Raw genomic sequence first — 17,871 nt, 5'->3', positions numbered from 1 at the left:
CTCTCCCTGCTCTGGACTGTGGTGATCCGGTATTTCTCGCCTGGTGGGGCTCATGCAACCAGCGGGTCTGGCGACAACACCGCCGCAGCGGGCCCACCGGTCCCTTCGCGGGGAAAACCCCCGTCAACCACCCCAGGTCTCGCTCACCAGCGCCGCGGCCGGATCCAGCGCCGGACCGGTCGGCAGCAGTTCCAGCAACTCCGAAGGGACGTCGACAGGCGTCGTGCCGGCGTAGCCGAGCGCCTCCGCACCCCTGGGCGGCAGCGGGAACTTCACTCCGTACTCGGAGACGAGATAGAGCGCCCCACCACCGCCCGGCGCGTACGGGTTGCGGGCGAGCACCCCCGTGCCGGCGGCGATCAGGATCCGGTCCACGATGCCGCCCGCCGCGACAGCGGTCCGCGGCACCGGCAGGGCGGACCGTGCCGCCGACGTCGAGATCCTGGTCAGGGTGACAGTCACCGCGTCCCTCGCCGGCCGGAAGCCCACGCAGGGCAGCACTGACGCACCGCTCACCGGTTTCGGCGGCTCGGGCGGATAGCCGTCCACGAACTCGGTGCTACTGGCGACCGTGGCGCCCGCCAGTTCGTCGGGCCGCGCGGGAATCGGCGCGACCCCACCTCCGGGGTACGCCGCCTGAATCGCCGGATCAGCCAGGACCAGGGCTGCGGCGGTACGACTCAGCCGCACGAATCCGTCCGAACGGGACAGGAACAGCTCCGGCGCGTCGCCGATCGGCTTGCGTACCTCGTACACCTGGCCGAGCAGGCTGGCTCGCCCGCCGATCGCCGGTCCCGGCCGCCCGCGGTCGCCCACGGCGGGGAAGGCCAGGTCCCGACCGGCCGGGATGGGGTTGAGCCACGCCGGGGTCACGGACACCGGTTCGACGGCTGCGTAGCCCAGCGCCACCGCGGCCTGGTCGGCCAGGTGGTGACGGCGTCCCTGCCAGACCAGGTATCGCTGGCGGTCGGTCGTCTGGACCAGAAACCCCTCCCGGTCGGTCAGTGCGACAGGCCGGACGAGGTCACCCAGGAGCAGCGTGGTGGCGGCCGTGCCCGAGGGCTCGGGCGGTTGGGCGCACACCGTCCACGCACCCGAGTAGAGCCGGCCCGCCACCGGCACCGTGTCAGGTGCGCCCGGTATGCCGATCGGGGCTCCCACCGGTACGCCCTTCAGGGAGTTGCGCGACACCTGGACGAGGCGTGCCGGGCTGCCGCTGCCCAGCACCAGGCGGGCGGTGGCGTAGTTCAGCACCGGTCGGAGCTGCCCCTCGATCAGCAGGTACCGCGCGCCGGTCTCCTTCACCGCGATGACGACACCCGCCTGCCGCCAGGAAGAGTCACCGCCGGGTCGGAAGATGCCGTAGATGCCGAAGCCACCGGCGACGACGATGGCCAGCAGGATCCCGATGACCAGGCCGAGGATCGGACGTTGGTTCGGCGGCTCGTACGGGTCGGGACGGCCCTGCATCACCGCCGAGTTGAGGCGGCTGACCGTGTAGAAGTAGGCGTGGACCTGATCCTTGCGGGACTCCATCAGCTGGCCCAGGCCCGGACCATCTGGTAGATCCCGAGCACCGCGCCGAGCACCGGGATCAGGGCCACCGCGAGAAGGATCTCCAGCACGTCCACGGTGCGCGCCCAGTACGGCCGCAGCCGACGGCCGGGCAGGGTGGACGCCGCGGTCAGGAACGCGCCGGCGGCCGCCACCACGGTGGGCACCAGGACGGCGGCCCGCGCCACGGTCCCCTGGTCCGCGGCGTACCGGAGCAGGGTGAAGAGGACGAGCGCCACGGCCGGGGTCATCGTCGCCCAGCGTGCCACCAGGCCGCTCAGGTGCCGGGCTCGCATGCCCAGCAGGGTGGCCGCCAGCAACGCGAGGATCATCTCCCAGCGCCCGCCGGCCACCAGCAGCGCCGCGGCCATCAGGACCTGCGCGGCACCCACCCCGATCGTGAGCGCGGCCAGGTACGCGAGACCCGCGCTCCCCCGCTCCACGACGATCCGGTGCGGCTCGGGGTCGATGTCCTCGGAGAGTTGCTCGGGCTTGCCGGGCAGCAGCGGCAACGTCAGCCCGCCGAGGCGGAACGCGGCCGGCGGCAGCATCAACGCCGCCACCATCGAGAAGACCAGCCCACACGCGGCTGCCTCCGGTGGGGTCACCGGGCCCGCCGCGGTGAGCAGCGCCGGAAGCGCGACGGTCACCGCGAGGGCGAGCGCACCGGCGAAGAGCAGACCGGCGTCGGCCACCGCGGAGAGCCCGGCGGCGAGCGTCACCACCGCGGCCAGTGCCGCCAGGCAGATCCGCACCGAGAGTGCCGAGTGCGGGGCGATCGCGACCGCCCCGAGCCAACCGGCTGTCGCCGAGTATCCCGCCGCCGCCATGGCCAGCAACGTCCCCGTCTGCGGGTCCGGAACCGCCCGGCTGACCAGGCCGGCGGCGGCGAGGAGCACGACGGTGAGCGCCGCGGCGACGGTGGCACGCACCACCGCCGGCCCGCCGAGCCAGAGCACCACCAGGCCCACCGCCAGCAGCACCGCGCCGTCGGTGAGCAGCATCGCGCGGGTGCGGGCAACCGTCCAGCGCCACGGGCTGGTACGTGCCTGCTCACCCACGCCGTCGACCAGGTCGTCGAAGTCGATCGGCGGCAACTGCTCGGCCCGGGGCAGCAGGTGCAGCGTCTCGCCGTCGAGCAGGTTCAGCTCGAGGGCCGAGTGCTCCTCGTCCAGCGACGGCTCGCCGACGCGCTGCACCACCCACCCGTCATGCTCGGCGCCGTGGTCGGCGGCCTCGGGGTTGAGTTGGAGCAGCACCGACGGCAGCAGATCGACAAGCGGCGCGTCCCCGGGCAGGGCCACGTCCACGGCACGCGAGCCGAGCACGAACCGGAGACGTACGGGTGCCGAGAGGCGCTGCGTGCTCAACCGTTCCATCTCGGGGGGTGTCAGTGCTCGTACGGACGGTAGTAGCGGCCGTCGTAGTAGTAGGGCTGCAGGTCCGTCCACCAGATCTCGACGCCGCCCGGACCGGTCTGGTGCTTACCGTCGATCTCGTAGTACCGGTACGTCTTGCCCCGGAAATCCTCGTCGTTGGACGGGTTGTGGACGTACTTTTCCCCCACCGGCTCGTGATGCGGATCGAAGTGCTCACCGGTGGAGAGCGGCGTCTCCTCCGGCTTCTTCTCGTCCGGCTTCTTCTCCTCCGGTTTCTCCTCCTCCGGCTTTTCCTCCGCGCTCTCCTCGCTGAGCCGCGAGTCGGGATAACCGTCGATGTCCTTGAGCTGCGGGCTCTCGCGGAGGTCGAGGTTCGTGTCGTCCTTGGGCCCGATGCCCTTGATGTCGAGGAATTCGTCCATGCCCTCGATGTCGCCCGGCTTGAAGGGTTTGATCAGGTTTTTTTCCGGGTCGATCGTCGACTTGTCCACCTCGGAGCCGTAGTCGCCGGTCTTGTAGCTGGACTGCTCCTTCACCTTTGTCGGCTCGAACTCGGCGTCACCCATCCCGCCGACCACCTTCTTGGCGTCCTTGTTGAACGCGGACACCGCGTCGGCGTTGCTCCCGTCGATCCGCTCGTAGTCGTCGGCGATCTGGTACAGGCCGGTGTTGATCTCGTCGAATGCCCGTTGCAGGTACTTCACGTGTTCGACGATTCCGTCCCGGCGATCGACGAAGAGATCCTCCAGCCAGGTCGCCGCGTCGAACTTGCCGGCGTTCGGCTCCATCTTCGCCAGCTTGTTGAAAACCGACTGGTGGTCTTCCAGAAGGGCGCCGATCTTCTTGCCGATCTCCCGTAACTGATCCGGGGTAACGCGTGTCTCCGCCACAACCGCCCCCTCCTGCTATGGTCACTGCTGTTCGTTTCTCCGGTGCCCGGTCTGCCTCCACAAGCGAGACCGCGGCCTCCGACATCGCTTCCGGGTCGAGCGCCGAATCCCCAGGACGATAAGCCCGCTGTCGCGCGCCCGACGGGTGCTCGGCAGGCAACCGGGCCGATCGGAGGGAAACCCCTCACCGAAGGAGACGAACGTGGGCACCGTGCCGTACGTCCGTAGGGCTCGCCGCGCCGGCCCGGTCGCGCCGGCCGAGGAGATCGCGCTCCAGGAGCCGCCGGTCATCCCCGAGCCGGCCGAGCGGGGCCTGAGCGCCGTGCTGATGCTGGCGCCGATGGCCATCGCCTCGCTCGCGATGGTGCTCATGTTCCTGCGACCCAACGCGGGCGCACTTGCCTATGTCGGCGTCTGCCTGATGGTGCTCTCGGCGATCGCGATGTTGATCGTGCCGTTGATCCGCAACGCCGGGCAGCACAAGCACCGGCTCAACGGTGAGCGCCGCGACTACCTGCGCTACCTCGGCCAGGTTCGGCGCAAGGTGCGTGCCGCGCTGACCGAGGAGCGGCGCGCCGCCCGCTGGCTGCACCCGGACCCGGGCGCGCTGTGGTCGATGGCGCTCAGTCATCGGCTGTGGGAGCGGCGTACGGCGCACAACGACTTCGGCGAGGTACGTGTGGGGCTCGGTACCCGCCGCTCCACGGTGCGGTTGGCCGCACCGAACAGTAAGCCGCTGGAGGATCTGGAGCCGTTGGCCGCGCATGCCCTGCGTCGCTTCCTGCGGGCCTACTCCACCCTGCAGGACGCGCCGATCGCCATCTACCTGCGCGGCTTCGCGCGGATCGGGTTCGGCGGCGACGTGTCGGTGGCCCGGTCCACGGTGCGCGCGATCCTGGCTCAGCTCACCGTCGCCCACTCCCCGCAGGATCTGTTGGTGGTGATCGCTTCCGCCCGGGGCCCGGAATGGGACTGGGCCAAGTGGCTGCCGCACGTGCAGGACGACACCGTTCCCGACGTGACCGGCACCCGGCGGAGGTTCGCCACCGACGGGACCGAGATCGAGGAGGCCCTCGCCACGCTGAACGTGCAGGACCGCCCCGGCTACGAACCGGACTCCCCGGTCACGGCCATCGAGCCGTTCGTGGTGCTCGTCCTCGACGGACCACGCCTGCCGGCCGGCCACCGCCTCGGAATGGAGGGCTATCGCAACGTGCTCACGCTGGACGTGGGCGCGACGCTGGGCTGGGAGGCGCACCCGCACACCCTGCTGGTGCGGGCCACCGAGCAGCAGTTGGACATCGTCTCCTTCGACCACCTCGGCAAGTCCAGCAGCAGCCGACTGTGCCGTCCGGACCGGTTGGGTGTGGTGGCGGCGGCGGCGCTGGCCCGGTCGATGGCCCGTTACCGGGTGGGCGCGGGCACCGACACCGAGGAGCCGCTGGCCACCGACTACGACCTGGCCGGCCTGCTCCAGCTCGGTGATCTGACCGCCCTGGACCCGACCGCCTACCGGGCCGGGCGGACGGCGGCGCAACGGCTGCGGGTGCCGATCGGCATGTCGGCCACCGGCACCCCGATCGAGTTGGACATCAAGGAGGCGGCCGAGGGCGGCATGGGCCCACACGGGATGCTGATCGGCGCCACCGGTTCGGGCAAGAGCGAGTTGCTCCGTACGCTGGTGCTGGCGCTGGCCGCTCGGCACACCTCCGAGGAGCTGAACCTCGTCCTCGTCGACTTCAAGGGCGGGGCGGCGTTCCTCGGCTTCGAGCGGCTGCCGCACACCTCGGCCGTGATCACCAACCTGTCCGAGGAGCTGGAGCTCGTCGACCGCATGCAGGACGCGCTGACCGGTGAGTTGAACCGTCGCCAGGAGCACCTGCGGGCGAGCGGATACCCGTCCCGGCGCGACTACGAGAAGGCGCGGACCGAGGGTGTCGTGCTGGAGCCGATGCCGGCGCTCTTCATCGTCGTCGACGAGTTCAGCGAGATGCTCAGCAGCAAACCCGAGTTCATCGACGTCTTCGCGATGATCGGCCGGCTGGGCCGCAGCCTTGGTGTGCATCTACTCCTGGCCAGTCAGCGCCTCGACGAGGGGCGCATCCACCAGATCGAGACCCACCTGTCGTACCGGATCGGTCTGCGGACCTTCTCCTCGATGGAGAGCCGCAGCGTGCTGGGTGTGCCGGACGCGTACGAGTTGCCCAACGTGCCGGGCAACGGTTACCTGCGACCGGACACCCAGACTCTGATCCGGTTCAAGGGCGCCTACTGTTCCGGGCCGTGGCGGCCACCGCACCAGCGCCGCCTCCAGGCGGTCCAGGGTGGTCTCGTTCCGTTCGGCACCGAGTATCTGCGCCCCGAGGCGCCGGTGACGCCGGAGCCGGACGAGGCGCAGGAGAACGAGGAGAAGCCGCCGGTCATGGCCGACGTGCTGCTGTCCGTGCTGCACGGGCACGGCCCGGCCGCGCACCAGGTGTGGCTGCCGCCGCTGACGGAGACCACGACGCTGGAGAAGCTGCTGCCTCCGCTGATCGACCACCCCACCCTCGGTCTGGCCCCGGTGGGCGGGTACGGCACCGGCCAGCTCGTCGCGCCGATCGGGCTCGTCGACCTGCCCGCGCAGCAACGGCGGGAGCTGCTGCTGGCCTCCCTGGCGGGCAGCAAGGGCAACGTCGGTGTGGTGGGCGGCCCACAGAGCGGCAAGAGCACCCTGCTGCGGACGCTGATCAGCGCGTTGGCGCTGACCCACACCGCCGCCGAGGTGCAGTTCTACTGTCTCGACTTCGGCGGCGGCGCGCTGGGGGCACTGTCGCGGCTGCCGCACGTGGGCAGCGTCGCGGGGCGGCTCGACCGCGACCGGGTGACCCGTACCGTGTTGGAGCTGACGAACCTGATGGCCCGCCGGGAACAGATCTTCGCCCAGCACGGCATCGACTCGATGACCAGCTACCGGCGGGCCCGGCAGGCCGGCGGATACCAGGACGAGGACCCGTACGGAGACGTGTTCCTGGTGATCGACGGGTGGTATACGGCACGACAGGACTTCCAGGAGCTCGACGACCGCTTCGGTGAGATCGCGGCCCGGGGCCTGAGCTTCGGCGTTCACCTGCTCGTCTCCGCCGGTCGGTGGTCGGAGATCCGGCCCTGGCTGCGGGACGTGCTGGGCACCCGGTTCGAGCTGAAGCTCGGCGACCCGGTGGAGTCCGAGGTCAACAGCCGGGTGGCGGCGACCGTGCCGGCCATCCCGGGCCGGGGCATCACAGCGGACCGGCGGCACTTCCTGACGGCACTGCCCCGCATCGACGGGATCCCGGAGACCGAGGACCTGGCCGAGGCGACGGCCGAGCTGGTCGAGGCCCTGGACGTGCCCACCGCACCGCGCGCACCGCAGGTACGGCTGCTGCCGGAGGTGCTGCCGGTCGCGGATCTGCCGGTCGCGACCGCGCCCACCCGCGAGGCCGAGATCCGCGTCCCGCTCGGGCTCGACGACGTACGCCTGGCTCCGCTGTGGCACGACTTCGACGCCAACCCACACCTGCTGATCTTCGGGGACACCGAGACCGGAAAGACGAACCTGCTGCGGCACATCGCCCGCAGCGTCGCGGCGCACCACCCGCCCGCCGAGGCAAGGGTGGTCTTCGGCGACTTCCGCCGCGAGCTGCACGACGCGATCCCGCAGGCGAACCAGATCGGCTACTCGATGTCGGCGGAGCGCCTCACCGCGACCATCGCCGAGGCGGGTCAGGTGCTGACCGGCCGGCTGCCCGGCCCGGATGTCCCGCCGAGCCGGCTGCCCCGACGGGACTGGTGGACCGGCGGCCGGCTGTTCATCATCGTCGACGACTTCGAGCTGATCGAGGGCGGCCGGGACTCGCCGCTGCAACCCCTGCTGCCGCTGTTGCCGCACGGCGCGGAGATCGGGCTGCACCTGATCATCGCGCGGAGCACCGTGGGCGCCTCCCGGGCGATGATGAGCCCGGTGCTGCGTCGGGCCTGGGAGTTGGGCTCTCCCGCGATCCTGTTCTCCTGCCCCCGGGAGGAGGGCACCTTCCTCGGCAACATCCGGCCGCGGACGCTACCCACCGCCCGCGGCCAGTACATCGACCGCCGGCGCTCGGTCCGCCTGGTGCAGACGCCCGAGGTGCCGACTCCGGACCGGCCGGAGCAGTGATGTCGTACCGGGGCCTCAGGTCGTCGGCGGTCGGCGGACCTCGACGACGCGGGCGGGCCGCCAGCGGCGTCGGTGCCCGGCGGGCATCAGCACGGTGAGCAGGGCGACGAGCCCGGTCAGCACGACGGCGAGCCCCGCACCGAGAGTGACCAGGTAGCGCCCGATCGGGTCGGGGGTCGGCAGGTCGGGGTGGCGAGCGGCCGGCACGGGCAGGCCGGGCCGGGCGGCGTCCTCCTCGGGCAGCACGGTCGCCACGGCGGCGGCCGGGTTGACCACGCCCCAGCCGTAGCCAGGGTGCGGCAACGCCACCGCCGGGTGGTCGGCCGTGACCAGCAGCCGGTGCCGCACCTCGGCCGCCGTCAGAGCCGGCCGGTACGCCCGGACCAGCGCGGCCACCCCGACCACGAACGGTACGGCGTAGCTGGTGCCGCTGCCCTGCCAGTGCCCCGGCCCGCCGGGGCCGATGCTCACCACGTCCACACCGGGTGCGGTCAACCCCAGGTGCCGGCCGGTCTGCGAGAACCCGGCGAGGGCACCTGTGGCGTCGATCGCGCCGACGGCCAGCACGGTGGGCAGCGCCGCCGGGTACGCCACCTGCTGGCCGTGCTGGGCGCTGTTGGCCGCGGCGGCGACGACCACCACGTCCCTGGCCTCGGCGTACGCGATGGCCTCGACCAGGCTGGGCTCCGGGGCAGACGTGCTGGCGGAGATGTTGATGACGTCCGCGTCGGCGTCCACCGCCGTGCGGATGCCCTTGGCGAGCAGCGCCGCCGTTCCGTCGTCCGTGCTGGTGGCGACCCGGATCGGCAGGATCCGCGCCTCGGGTGCGACGCCCACGAAGCCGGTGCCCGCGGCCGGCGCCGCACCGATGATGCCGGCGACGAACGTGCCGTGGCCGAAACAGTCGTCGTCGGCGCGCGGCCGGCCGGCGGCGGTGAGGTCGACGCCGGCGAGCACCCGGCCGCTGAGTTGCGGGCTGTTCGTGGCCACGCCCGTGTCCACGATCGCCACGGTGACGCCCTGACCGCGCGACAGCGGCCAGGCCCGCTCCACGCCCAGTCGTTCCTGCGCCCAGGGCACACCGGTCTCGACGGTCTCCGGCGGACGCAGGCAACCGCCGCCGCGCGCCGGTGGGGTGGGCGCGGCCACGGCCACCGGCCAGCCGGTGACGATCGTGAACGCCACGACCACCGCGCCGGCCAGGCCTCCCGCCACGGCTAGCGCGGGGTCGCCGACCGCGATGCCCGGTCCACGACGGCGACGACCGCCAGGGACCCGTCGGCCGCGGTGACGCTGAACCGGTCGAGTCGGTCTAAGGGCACGGGGCAGCCGCGGGCGACCTCCTGCCGGAAGTCCCCGCCGGTCACCACGGCCAACTCCCAGCTCTGCTTGTCGACGTCGGTGACGAACAGCCGATAGGACGCACCGACCTGCAGGCCGGCCAGGGTCGCCCGCAGGTTCACCGCGCCGGCCTGCTGCGAGACGACCACCGACAGGGTGGCACCGCTGGGCGTGTCGGTGGCGTTCGTGACAAGCGTGACGACGGTGTCCGGGCCCTTCGGAACCGCCAGGTCCCCGGTGGTCGTCTGGCCACGCAGCGACTGGCCGACCAGCAGACCCGCGACGACCAGGGTCACCACGGCGAGCCCGGCGCCCGCGAGTCTCATCCGCCGCCGGCGCTGCTGGCGGCCGGGGCGGGTGGCCGCCGTGGTCGGCGTACGCCCCGGACCGGTGCTGGCGCGGTTCGCGACAGGTCCACGGGCCGGCTCCGCCGTACGGGCCGTGACCGGCGGAGCCGGCTGCGCCGCGGAGGGCTCCCGCTCGGGCGTTGGCGGTGGCTCCGGTGCTGCTTCCCGCTCGTCGACACGGGCCGGACCGGCCACCGTCGCGCTCGGCGGGACGCCGTACTCGGCCACCAACTCCCGGTGGTCGAGGTCGGAGAGCAGGGCGAGCATCGCCACCGCCTCGGCCAGCGCGTCGGCCTCGGCGGAGCACGGGGCACAGGTGGCAAGGTGGCTCTCGACCGCGTCGCGCTGGTCCTCGGCCAACCCGCCGGCCAGGTACACGCCGAGCGCGCTGCGGAGCTGGGGCTCGTCGCACACGTCGTCAGCCATGTCGCACCAAGTCCTCAATCCCTCGCCCGCGCGGCTGGTCGCCCGCGGTCCCCGACCTTCTAAGAACGGAACTGCCCACGGGGGAGTTCACGACCGGGGACGTCTGTGCTGTCACGAAACCGACCGTCGCTCAGTGCGCGCCGGTGAGCGTCGGCTGACTCGGCTGTTCGTCGGGGGCGGTTCCCGCCGGCCAGTCCGCGTCCAATCCATCGTCCTCGCCTCCGGTCTCCGTCTCGGCCCGCCGTACGCTGCGACGCAGGCGGAACACGAGCAGCGCGCTGAGCACGAGCCCCACCAGTACGGTCAGCAGGAACGCGACCCGGGTGCCGTCGCCCCCGGTGCTCTGACCGGAACGCCGACCGGTGGACACCTGCGTCGCCTCCTCGGGCAGCTCCCGGGTCACCGCGGCCTCCGGATTGATCATGCCACCGCCGTACCGGGCATCCGGCTGCGCGTCACCCATCTTGTCGGCCGTGGCCACAACCCGGTGGGCGACCTGCGCGGCCGACAGGTCAGGGTGGGCGGCACGCACCAGGGCGACCTCGCCGGCGACAAGAGCGACCGCGTACTGCGTGCCGCTGCCGACGAACTGCTTCGTGCCGTTGATGCCGATGCTGGAGACGTTGACCCCCGGGGCCACCACGTCGACCAGGTCCGCGGCGTACTCCTCCAGGAGCTTGCCGTCCACGCCGACACCGGCGACGCTGATCAGCTCCGCCGGCGGGGCGGTGGCGCCCGCACCGGCCGGAGCGCCGGCCACCACGACGATGTTGCGGCTGAGCGCCGCCTCGATGGCCCGCAGCACGCCCTCGGCGGTGACATCCACGTACGAGCCGAGCGCGATCACCGTCGCCCCGGCGGAGACCGCCACCTCGATGGCCGTCGCCTGGGCGACCGCGTCCGCGGACGGCACGTCGGTGACCACCCGCACCGGCATGACGACCGACTCCGGGGCGACACCCGCGAAAGCGTCTCCGTCCACCGGCTGCGCGGCAACCAGGCCCGCCATCGCGGTACCGGTGCCCAGGCAGTCGCTGTCCCCGCGGCCGTCTCCGGTCACGATGTTGGCCCCGACCGACACCCGGCCGGCGAGTTGAGCCGCGCGACCATCCACACCGGAGTCGACGATCGCGACGAGCTGCCCCACGCCCCGGGTGTGCGGCCAGGCCAGGTCGGCCGCCAGCCGCACGGTGGCCCAGTTCGACGGTGCGCTGGCGGCGGTCGCCGTGACGCATTTGCCCGGCGGTGCGGGTGGTGGCGGCGCGGACGGTATCTGCGCCGGGCCCGGTGTCAGGGTGGGGATCGGCGGCGTTCCGCCGGGAGGGGAGGCCGGAGGCGACGGCCTGCCCGGAACTGCGGGAACGGCGGGAACGCCTGGTGCCTGCGGCGTGGACGCCTGCGGCGGGAGGGCCGGAGCACTCGCGGCTGGTGCGGCGGCGGGAGCGGTGTTGGGCAACACGCCGTGCTGGAGACCCGCCCCGACCGCGTCCCAGGGCACGACCAGGTACCAACCGGCATGGAGGGTGTTCGGGTCGGTGAGCGCGCCGCCGTCCGGCTGCCGTCGGGCCGTGTTGAGGTTGAAGATCTCGGTGGAGCGCGACGAGTTGCCCAGCAACCGGCCGGCGATCTCGCCGAGGTTCTCCGGCTTGCCCTGGTAGGCCGAGGTGACGGTGTAGTAGAGGACGTACTCGTCGAGTGCGGCACGCGCCGGCGCGGCGGGTGCCCCGGCGACGAGCACGACCGCCGCGATGATCGCCGCCACCCAGCCCGTCGCGCCGCGTCGATCCGTGTCCCGCGTCCCTGTCATCTGCTGAGCACCCAGCGCTGGTCGACGGCCCAGCTCTGCCGACTCCACTGGGTGATCGGGGTGCCGTGCTTGCCACAGCAGTCGTCACCGAGGATGTCGAGCGCCTTGCCGGAATTGCGGTTGATGAGGGTGACCCACGTGCCGCCGTCGATGAACGACCACTGCTGGTTGGGGTTGTCGAACGCCGGGTCGAGCTGCACCAACTCGGCGGCGTCCTTGATCGAGCCGCCGCGGATGCCGAGTGCCTTGTTGTTGAACGCGTTGGTGATCACGACGTACCTGGGATCGGCGGCCTTGGCGACGTGCCAGTACTGGTCCTTCTGATGCAGGTTGTCACTGAGCTGGATGGTCGTCCCGCCGGCGGTGACGTTGTCCTTCCCCGGCACCTCCATGACCCGGCCGTTCAGGACGTTGATGAACTGGTAGGAGACGGCCGGGTCCCATTTCGCCGGCAGGGCGGTGACCGGCGGCGGTGGCACGGGCGACGGAGTCGCGGCGGGCGTCGGTGGCGCAGCCGGTTTCGTCGGCGCGGGGGTGGGCACCGCCGAGGGCGACGACGGCGGCGAGGACGGCGGCGAGGACGGCGATGCCGAGGGCGACGGCGGCGGGGCCGGGCGACTCACCGACGGTGACGGGAACGCGCTGGCCAGTCGGCTGTCCGAGGTGTACGCGTCGAGGTAGAGGTCGACCGTGTCGACGAGCTGCGGAACGGCGGCGCCACGCGGCACTCCGCCCCTGGCCCGCACCGCGGTGACGCCCCACTGGTACGCCGCGAGCGCCAGCGAGTAGGGGTCGGTCTCCTCCCCCGACTGGCGCAGGTTCATTCCGGAGAGCTGGTTGCGCAGGTCGCACATCGCGGTGGCCAGGGTGGGGATGGCCACCTGCGGGTCCCAGACCGATGCGCTGTCGGACGGCTTGTACTCCTCCCACAGCGACGGCGTGAACTGGGCGATGCCCTGGCCGCCGCCGCTGCCCTTCAGGTTCGGGTTGAAGGCCGAGAGCGACCTCAGCTGCGCGGCGATCCGGGCAGCGGACACGGTCGACGGGCAGACCTGACCGGCCTGGACCACCGCGTCGACGTACTCCTCGGGAATGCCCACCTTGTCCGCGGCGGGAGTGGCGGACGGCCGCGCCGGCTTCGTCGCGCCCGAGAACTGCGGCTGCTTGGCGTACCAGTTGGCGTACCCGGCCACCGTGTCGACGTGCTCCTGGGCGGACGTCGGCACGCCCTTGGCCTTGACCACCGCGTCCAGACCGACCTTGTCGGCCGCGACGGCCGCCTTCCAGAGGTCGCCGCCGGCACCGCCGGCCCGGACCTGACCGATCGCCTCGCAGGTGCGGTGCGCCAGCGCGAGCACGTTGGCTCGGACGTCGGCGCGCTGGGCCTGCTGCCACGGCGCCCACGCCTGCCAGGCCCGGGAGTCCAGTCCGGCGATGCCCTCGCCGGACGCGGACACGGCCGTCGCCTTGAACCCCGAGGCGGCCATCAGTTGTGCGGCGAGTCGCGGCCCGGTCAGCGCCGGGCAGGAGGTGGCGCCGACGACGATCGCCGGCAGCACGTCGGCGGGGACCGGCTCACCCTCGACTGTGGTCTCGGCCAACGCCGGCCCGACCTGCAGGCCGGCCGCCACGACGCAGACGACGGCCGCGGTGAAGGCGACCCCGGCCTCGATCCGCTGACGGGTCGTCCGCAGTGAACCCCATGCGCGCCGGCCCGAGGTGTGCAGGTTGGCCAGGCGTCCGATCACCGATCTCAGTGTCACGGTTGCTTCCCTCTCCGACGGGTGTGCGCTGTGAACGAGCCGAGCGACAGGTTGGTTCACGGTTGGGCGGGCCAACTTCGGAACTTCTGCCGGTGGGCCCCTCAGATGCTGAACCCCCGCCCGGCGAGATCCTCGCGCAGCGCCCGCAGCGCGTAGAAGGTCCGTGACTTGACCGTCCCCTCGGGAATGGAGAGGTTGCGCGCGGCCTCGGCAACCGTGCGTTCCTGAAAGTAGATCTCGATCAGCGCGCTGCGCAGCCGCTCGGGCAACCTGGCCACGGCGTCACGCACCTCGCGGCCGTTGAGCAGGCGGTCGATGTCGTCCACGGCGGCGTGCCGCTCCTCGATGCGCTCGTCGAGCTGCTCGGACGGCCTGCCCCGGGCCGCCCTCAGGTGGTCGATGGCGATGCGTCGGGCCACGGTGAACAGCCAGCCCCGGCTCCACTGACCCTCGGTCGTCCGCGCCTCCGGATGGTGCCAGGCACGCACAAGCGTCTCCTGGACGATGTCCTCGGCGAGGCCACGATTGCCCATCGTCAGACGCAGCAGGTAGTTGAGCAGAATCGGCCCATGTGTCTCATAGGCGAGCCGCAGCGCGTCGTCGTAGGTCGGCTCCGGCGACGACGCACCCGAGAGCATGTTCCCCGCGGCCTGGTTCATGGCAGCGATAACGAGTGCATCGGTACCCGCGTTCAGTGTTCGTGGGGGTTTTCCCGAGGAATCTTGGCAGACCCTCGCGGACCGGCTCGACGTCGGAACCCCATTGCGTACGCTGACCTGCCGAAACATCGAACCGGTCGGTGCGGCTCGGTGCGGTCGCGATTGGACGGGTTGCGCGTCGGCTCGACTCACGTCGGATCCGGTCCCCCGTCCGGTCGCGGCGATCCCTTGACCACGTCGGCCGTCACCAGAACCCCGCCGTCGACCTGACGGACGCTGAGCTGGCTCAGGTCGTCCACCGACACCGCGACGTCACCGGTGTAGCCGCCGCGGCCCGGGTTGCCGTTCAGCCGACCGAGCAGCAACTCCTCGCCCGCCGTGGTGCGTGCCCACAGCTGGTACGACGCGTCCGGCGCCAGACCGTCGGTCGAGACCCGCAGGTTGACCTGACCGTCGTCGTCGTAGAGGACCGCGGAGAACTCCACGCCGCTGACGCCGTCGTCGGTGGTCGCCACCGCCACGACCGGGCCGGGCGAGTCAGTGGCGTTCCAGGGCTCGATGAGCAGTGTCGTGCTGAGCGCGACGGCGAGCAGGCCGGTCAGGCCCACCACCCCACCGATGCGCCGACCGCGTGGCCTGGGGCGGCGGTGCGAGTGCGGGCCACGGGACAACGGGCCGGTCGCGGGTCGTGGGGGCAGGAAACCCTCACCGGGTCCGGCGCGGTACCGGTCGGCCGCACCGGGCGGGTGGACCCGGGTCACCGGACGGACGTCGTCGGGGACGTCGATCCGGGGCACCGCACGGGTCTCGCGCACGATCACGACCGGAGCCTCGGCGCGGGCGGGCCGGTCCCGCGCCGGCGCGCCGCCGGGTGCGCCGAAAAGGTGATCACCAGGAGGGGTACGGTCCGGCTCGGCCGGACCCGCCCCGAAATCGGCGATCAAGCGTCGTACGTGTGCGGCGCTGAGCAGGCCGAGAGTGTCGACGGTGTGGCCGATGTCCTCCCGCTCGGCCCGGCAGCTCGCGCAGTGGTCCAGGTGACTGGCGACGTCGCGTCTCTCCACCTCGGACAGCAGACCGAGCACGAGCATGCAGACACTTGTCCGCATCGTGGCGTCGACGCAGGTGGACGTGACCATGGGAGGTCACTCCCCGCGGGGGGTGGCGGCAGCGGCCATCAGTCGCCACCCGCTGCCGATCCCCCGTGCCCGGCGGAAAGGCCGGACGTACGCTCGGACCACCTGGTGCCGACAAGGTCCGGCAGGGTGATCCGCACCGCGTCGCTGATGATGCCCAACACGCCGGTCGGGCCGAGCAGACCGTCCGTCGCGATGGCCCACTCCTCCGCCGGATCGAGGTAGTCGTGGCTGTCGGCCCACCGCGCCCGCGTCGGCTCCAACTGCTCGCGCAGCGTGGCGAGCCGCCTGGCGACATCGGTGGCCAGCGCGTTGATGGCCGGCCCCGGGTCGGCCGGGTCGCCCGCGCCGTCGGGGACCGGTGCCCACTCGGCGCCGCTCATCGGGACCCACCGGCGGCGAGCGCCAGATCGGCCGGCCGGAGGTCGGCCTCCGTCTGCAGGTCACCGGCGATGTCGTGAAGCGCGTCGTCGAGCATCCGGGCGTAGATGTCGTACCCGGTCAGCAGGGCGTCGCGACGGGAGGCGGACATCCGCAGGCGCGTCGGGTCGAGGCTCGCCAGGTGGGCGCGTAGCCGGTCGAGTTGCGTACTGATGCCGGCCGCGGCATCGCGGCACGCGTCGGCGATATTGCCCTGGCCCTGCGGATACGGTGTAATTCCCCTCATAACGCCTCCGATCTCGAGAGAACATCCTGAGAACGACGGGTGGCACGCCCCGGTTCACCATTCCTCCGACGATCCTTGGATCGCGGCAGCACCCGACGACCCCGGCGAAGGACGATGCCACGATGAGACGACGACTCGCGGTGCTCGGCCTCTGCCTGCTCATGCTGGGCGTCAGCACACAGGTGACCGCTCCGGCGGCCGTCGCCGCACCCACCTCGACGCTGCGCGCCCCGGGCGAGACCGGCAAGTACTACGTCGTCGGACCTCCGGTCGACGGCCAACGAGAATATCTCTTCGCGATCGCGGCGAAGACACTCGGCAACGGCAATCGGTCCCCGGAGATCTTCGCGCTCAACGAGGGGCGACTCCAACCCGACGGCCGTCGGCTGACCGACGCGACAAGCCTGCAGCCCGGCTGGATCCTCGTCCTGCCCCGGGACGCGACGGGCCCCGGCGTCCAGACCGGCGCGCTTCCGGCACCGACGCCAGCACCGACAGCGGTGTCACCGTCCCGGCCGTCGACCGCGTCCACCGCACCCGTCGACCCCCCGGCACCGTCCACCGTCACCCTGCCGCAGCTGTCGGCCCTGTGGTCCCCGACCGGGCTGCGGGTGGCGTTGATCGCGCTCGCCGTGCTCCTGCTGCTCTGGGCACACGTGGCCCTCCGTGCACGGCATCGACCTGCCCGTGGCGGCGCCGCATCGGCCAGCAGCCCGGTCCGGCCCGTCCCGACGACGACTCCCCCGGATCCACGGCCCGCACCGGTGACCGCGCCGCCGGCGGAGCCACCGCCTCCCCCGGCGCCCGCGACACCAGCCCTCGTGCTGCCACCCCCGGTCGCGACCGAGCCGCCCACACGGCCGCTCGCGGCGGTCACGACCACGCCACCCGCCCAACCACCCGCGTGGGTCGCGACCGAGCCGCCCACCCAACCGCCCGCGGCGGTCACGACCACGCCACCCGCCCCGCCGCCGGTGGCGGTCCCATCGCCGCGAGCCGCAGATCGCACCCCGGCTCGGGCGGTGCCCGACGTCCGGGCGGCCGGCCTTCTTCCGCTGTCCCGTCCCAACCCGTTCGCCACCCTGGTCACGGATCTGACCTGCGGCCCGGACCGGGCGACCGTGCGGCTGGTCGGCGCACGACCGGCTCGCTGGGGATCCCCCTACGGGTGGCTGACCGACGGGCAGCGACCGCCACCGTCGAGTGCGCCTCTCGTGCTGGGCGACCGGGACGGGCGTCGACTGTGGATCGACCTCGCGGTGGCCCCCGACGTGCTCACCCTCGGCGGTGACCTGGCCGCCTGCCGCCGGCACACGCTGACCCTGCTGGGCCAGTTCGACGCCGACACGGACGTAGTGGTGGTCGGTGACGTGCTCGGCGACGCGGCACCCGAGGGTTGCCGCCGGGTCGACGCCGTTTCCGAGTTGGCAGCCGAAAAATCATCGGCGAGGGTACGGGTGGTGGTGTGCGCGGGCCCCGATGCCGTGGCGCGGTGGGCTCCCTTCCGCGCCCTGTCGCACAGCCCTCAACGAACCGTACCGATTGTCGTCGGCGCGGGACCCGCGGCACGGTGGTCGTTGCGGCTGGGTCCACCGGTCGCGGCCCAGACCGGACGGTGAGCTGGCCCAGCGCCGGGCGTACGCCCAGAATGGACGCCTCGCGGCCGGTGCCGGCCCGAGGCGGGACACAGAGCGAGGACTACGTTGCGACCCAACCGACAGCGCACGC

At 72.3% G+C, this 17,871-nt stretch carries 13 protein-coding genes; 2 read left to right on the top strand and 11 right to left on the bottom strand.

The features are described from left to right. Window positions 1–123: 123 nt before the first annotated feature. From eccB to ACGFH8_RS18565, 3 genes are read right to left on the bottom strand one after another with little or no spacing between them, the layout of a single operon-like run. The gene (gene eccB / locus ACGFH8_RS18575) at window positions 124–1,536 is read right to left on the bottom strand and encodes a type VII secretion protein EccB (RefSeq protein ID WP_393368374.1); all 1,413 of its coding nucleotides are present in this window, start codon (window positions 1,534–1,536) and stop codon (window positions 124–126) included. Further along, window positions 1,536–2,924, bottom strand: a complete 1,389-nt coding sequence (gene eccD, locus ACGFH8_RS18570) for a type VII secretion integral membrane protein EccD (RefSeq protein WP_393368372.1) — start codon at window positions 2,922–2,924, stop codon at window positions 1,536–1,538. The genes eccB and eccD overlap by 1 nt, the downstream gene beginning before the upstream one ends. Window positions 2,925–2,944: 20 nt before the next feature. Continuing rightward, window positions 2,945–3,823: a WXG100 family type VII secretion target gene (locus ACGFH8_RS18565; protein WP_393368370.1), complete on the bottom strand. Its 879-nt coding sequence runs from the start codon at window positions 3,821–3,823 to the stop codon at window positions 2,945–2,947. A 202-nt stretch (window positions 3,824–4,025) separates the two neighbouring features. On the opposite strand from ACGFH8_RS18565, the gene eccCa reads away from it, so the two are divergent. Further along, on the top strand, window positions 4,026–7,997 hold the full coding sequence (gene eccCa, locus ACGFH8_RS18560; protein WP_393368368.1) for a type VII secretion protein EccCa: 3,972 nt from the start codon (window positions 4,026–4,028) through the stop codon (window positions 7,995–7,997). A 15-nt stretch (window positions 7,998–8,012) separates the two neighbouring features. Here the strand turns inward: eccCa and mycP are convergent, their stop codons facing one another. The 8 genes from mycP to ACGFH8_RS18520 all read right to left on the bottom strand — a co-directional run bounded on the left by mycP (window position 8,013) and on the right by ACGFH8_RS18520 (window position 16,143). Beyond that, entirely contained in the window at window positions 8,013–9,212 is a 1,200-nt protein-coding gene (mycP, locus tag ACGFH8_RS18555) for a type VII secretion-associated serine protease mycosin (protein WP_393368366.1), read from the bottom strand. A gap of 2 nt (window positions 9,213–9,214) precedes the next feature. Continuing rightward, entirely contained in the window at window positions 9,215–10,111 is an 897-nt protein-coding gene (locus tag ACGFH8_RS18550; RefSeq protein WP_393368364.1) for a zf-HC2 domain-containing protein, read from the bottom strand. A 130-nt stretch (window positions 10,112–10,241) separates the two neighbouring features. Beyond that, window positions 10,242–11,918, bottom strand: coding sequence for a S8 family serine peptidase (locus ACGFH8_RS18545; RefSeq protein ID WP_393368362.1), 1,677 nt, complete (start codon window positions 11,916–11,918; stop codon window positions 10,242–10,244). Further along, a complete protein-coding gene (locus ACGFH8_RS18540) occupies window positions 11,915–13,681 on the bottom strand; it encodes an RICIN domain-containing protein (protein WP_393368360.1) in 1,767 nt (588 codons plus the stop codon). The genes ACGFH8_RS18545 and ACGFH8_RS18540 overlap by 4 nt, the downstream gene beginning before the upstream one ends. A gap of 101 nt (window positions 13,682–13,782) precedes the next feature. Then, window positions 13,783–14,340: a sigma-70 family RNA polymerase sigma factor gene (locus tag ACGFH8_RS18535; RefSeq protein WP_393368359.1), complete on the bottom strand. Its 558-nt coding sequence runs from the start codon at window positions 14,338–14,340 to the stop codon at window positions 13,783–13,785. A gap of 188 nt (window positions 14,341–14,528) precedes the next feature. After that, window positions 14,529–15,479, bottom strand: a complete 951-nt coding sequence (locus tag ACGFH8_RS18530) for a hypothetical protein (RefSeq protein ID WP_393368357.1) — start codon at window positions 15,477–15,479, stop codon at window positions 14,529–14,531. A 38-nt stretch (window positions 15,480–15,517) separates the two neighbouring features. Then, a complete protein-coding gene (locus ACGFH8_RS18525) occupies window positions 15,518–15,859 on the bottom strand; it encodes a hypothetical protein (protein ID WP_393368355.1) in 342 nt (113 codons plus the stop codon). After that, window positions 15,856–16,143 carry a hypothetical protein gene (locus ACGFH8_RS18520; RefSeq protein ID WP_393368353.1) on the bottom strand — a complete coding sequence of 96 codons (288 nt, stop codon included), beginning with the start codon at window positions 16,141–16,143 and terminating at the stop codon, window positions 15,856–15,858. Before ACGFH8_RS18520 ends, ACGFH8_RS18525 begins: the two co-directional genes overlap by 4 nt. Before the next feature lie 122 nt (window positions 16,144–16,265). On the opposite strand from ACGFH8_RS18520, the gene ACGFH8_RS18515 reads away from it, so the two are divergent. Then, a complete protein-coding gene (locus ACGFH8_RS18515) occupies window positions 16,266–17,762 on the top strand; it encodes a hypothetical protein (RefSeq protein ID WP_393368352.1) in 1,497 nt (498 codons plus the stop codon). Window positions 17,763–17,871: the final 109 nt, after the last annotated feature.

Origin of the sequence: Micromonospora sp. NPDC049175, from assembly GCF_043197345.1 — a bacterium.
Lineage (GTDB): Bacteria > Actinomycetota > Actinomycetes > Mycobacteriales > Micromonosporaceae > Micromonospora.
Note: the sequence above shows the minus strand (reverse complement) of the source record. Positions and strands in the feature narration are given on the sequence as shown.

Coding starts and splice junctions, on each gene's coding strand:
- eccB (WP_393368374.1), bottom strand. CDS start 1,536: ATGGAGTCCCGCAAGGATCAGGTCCACGCCTACTTCTACACGGTCAGC.
- ACGFH8_RS18550 (WP_393368364.1), bottom strand. CDS start 10,111: ATGGCTGACGACGTGTGCGACGAGCCCCAGCTCCGCAGCGCGCTCGGC.
- ACGFH8_RS18545 (WP_393368362.1), bottom strand. CDS start 11,918: ATGACAGGGACGCGGGACACGGATCGACGCGGCGCGACGGGCTGGGTG.
- ACGFH8_RS18535 (WP_393368359.1), bottom strand. CDS start 14,340: ATGAACCAGGCCGCGGGGAACATGCTCTCGGGTGCGTCGTCGCCGGAG.
- ACGFH8_RS18530 (WP_393368357.1), bottom strand. CDS start 15,479: ATGGTCACGTCCACCTGCGTCGACGCCACGATGCGGACAAGTGTCTGC.
- ACGFH8_RS18525 (WP_393368355.1), bottom strand. CDS start 15,859: ATGAGCGGCGCCGAGTGGGCACCGGTCCCCGACGGCGCGGGCGACCCG.
- ACGFH8_RS18520 (WP_393368353.1), bottom strand. CDS start 16,143: ATGAGGGGAATTACACCGTATCCGCAGGGCCAGGGCAATATCGCCGAC.
- ACGFH8_RS18515 (WP_393368352.1), top strand. CDS start 16,266: ATGAGACGACGACTCGCGGTGCTCGGCCTCTGCCTGCTCATGCTGGGC.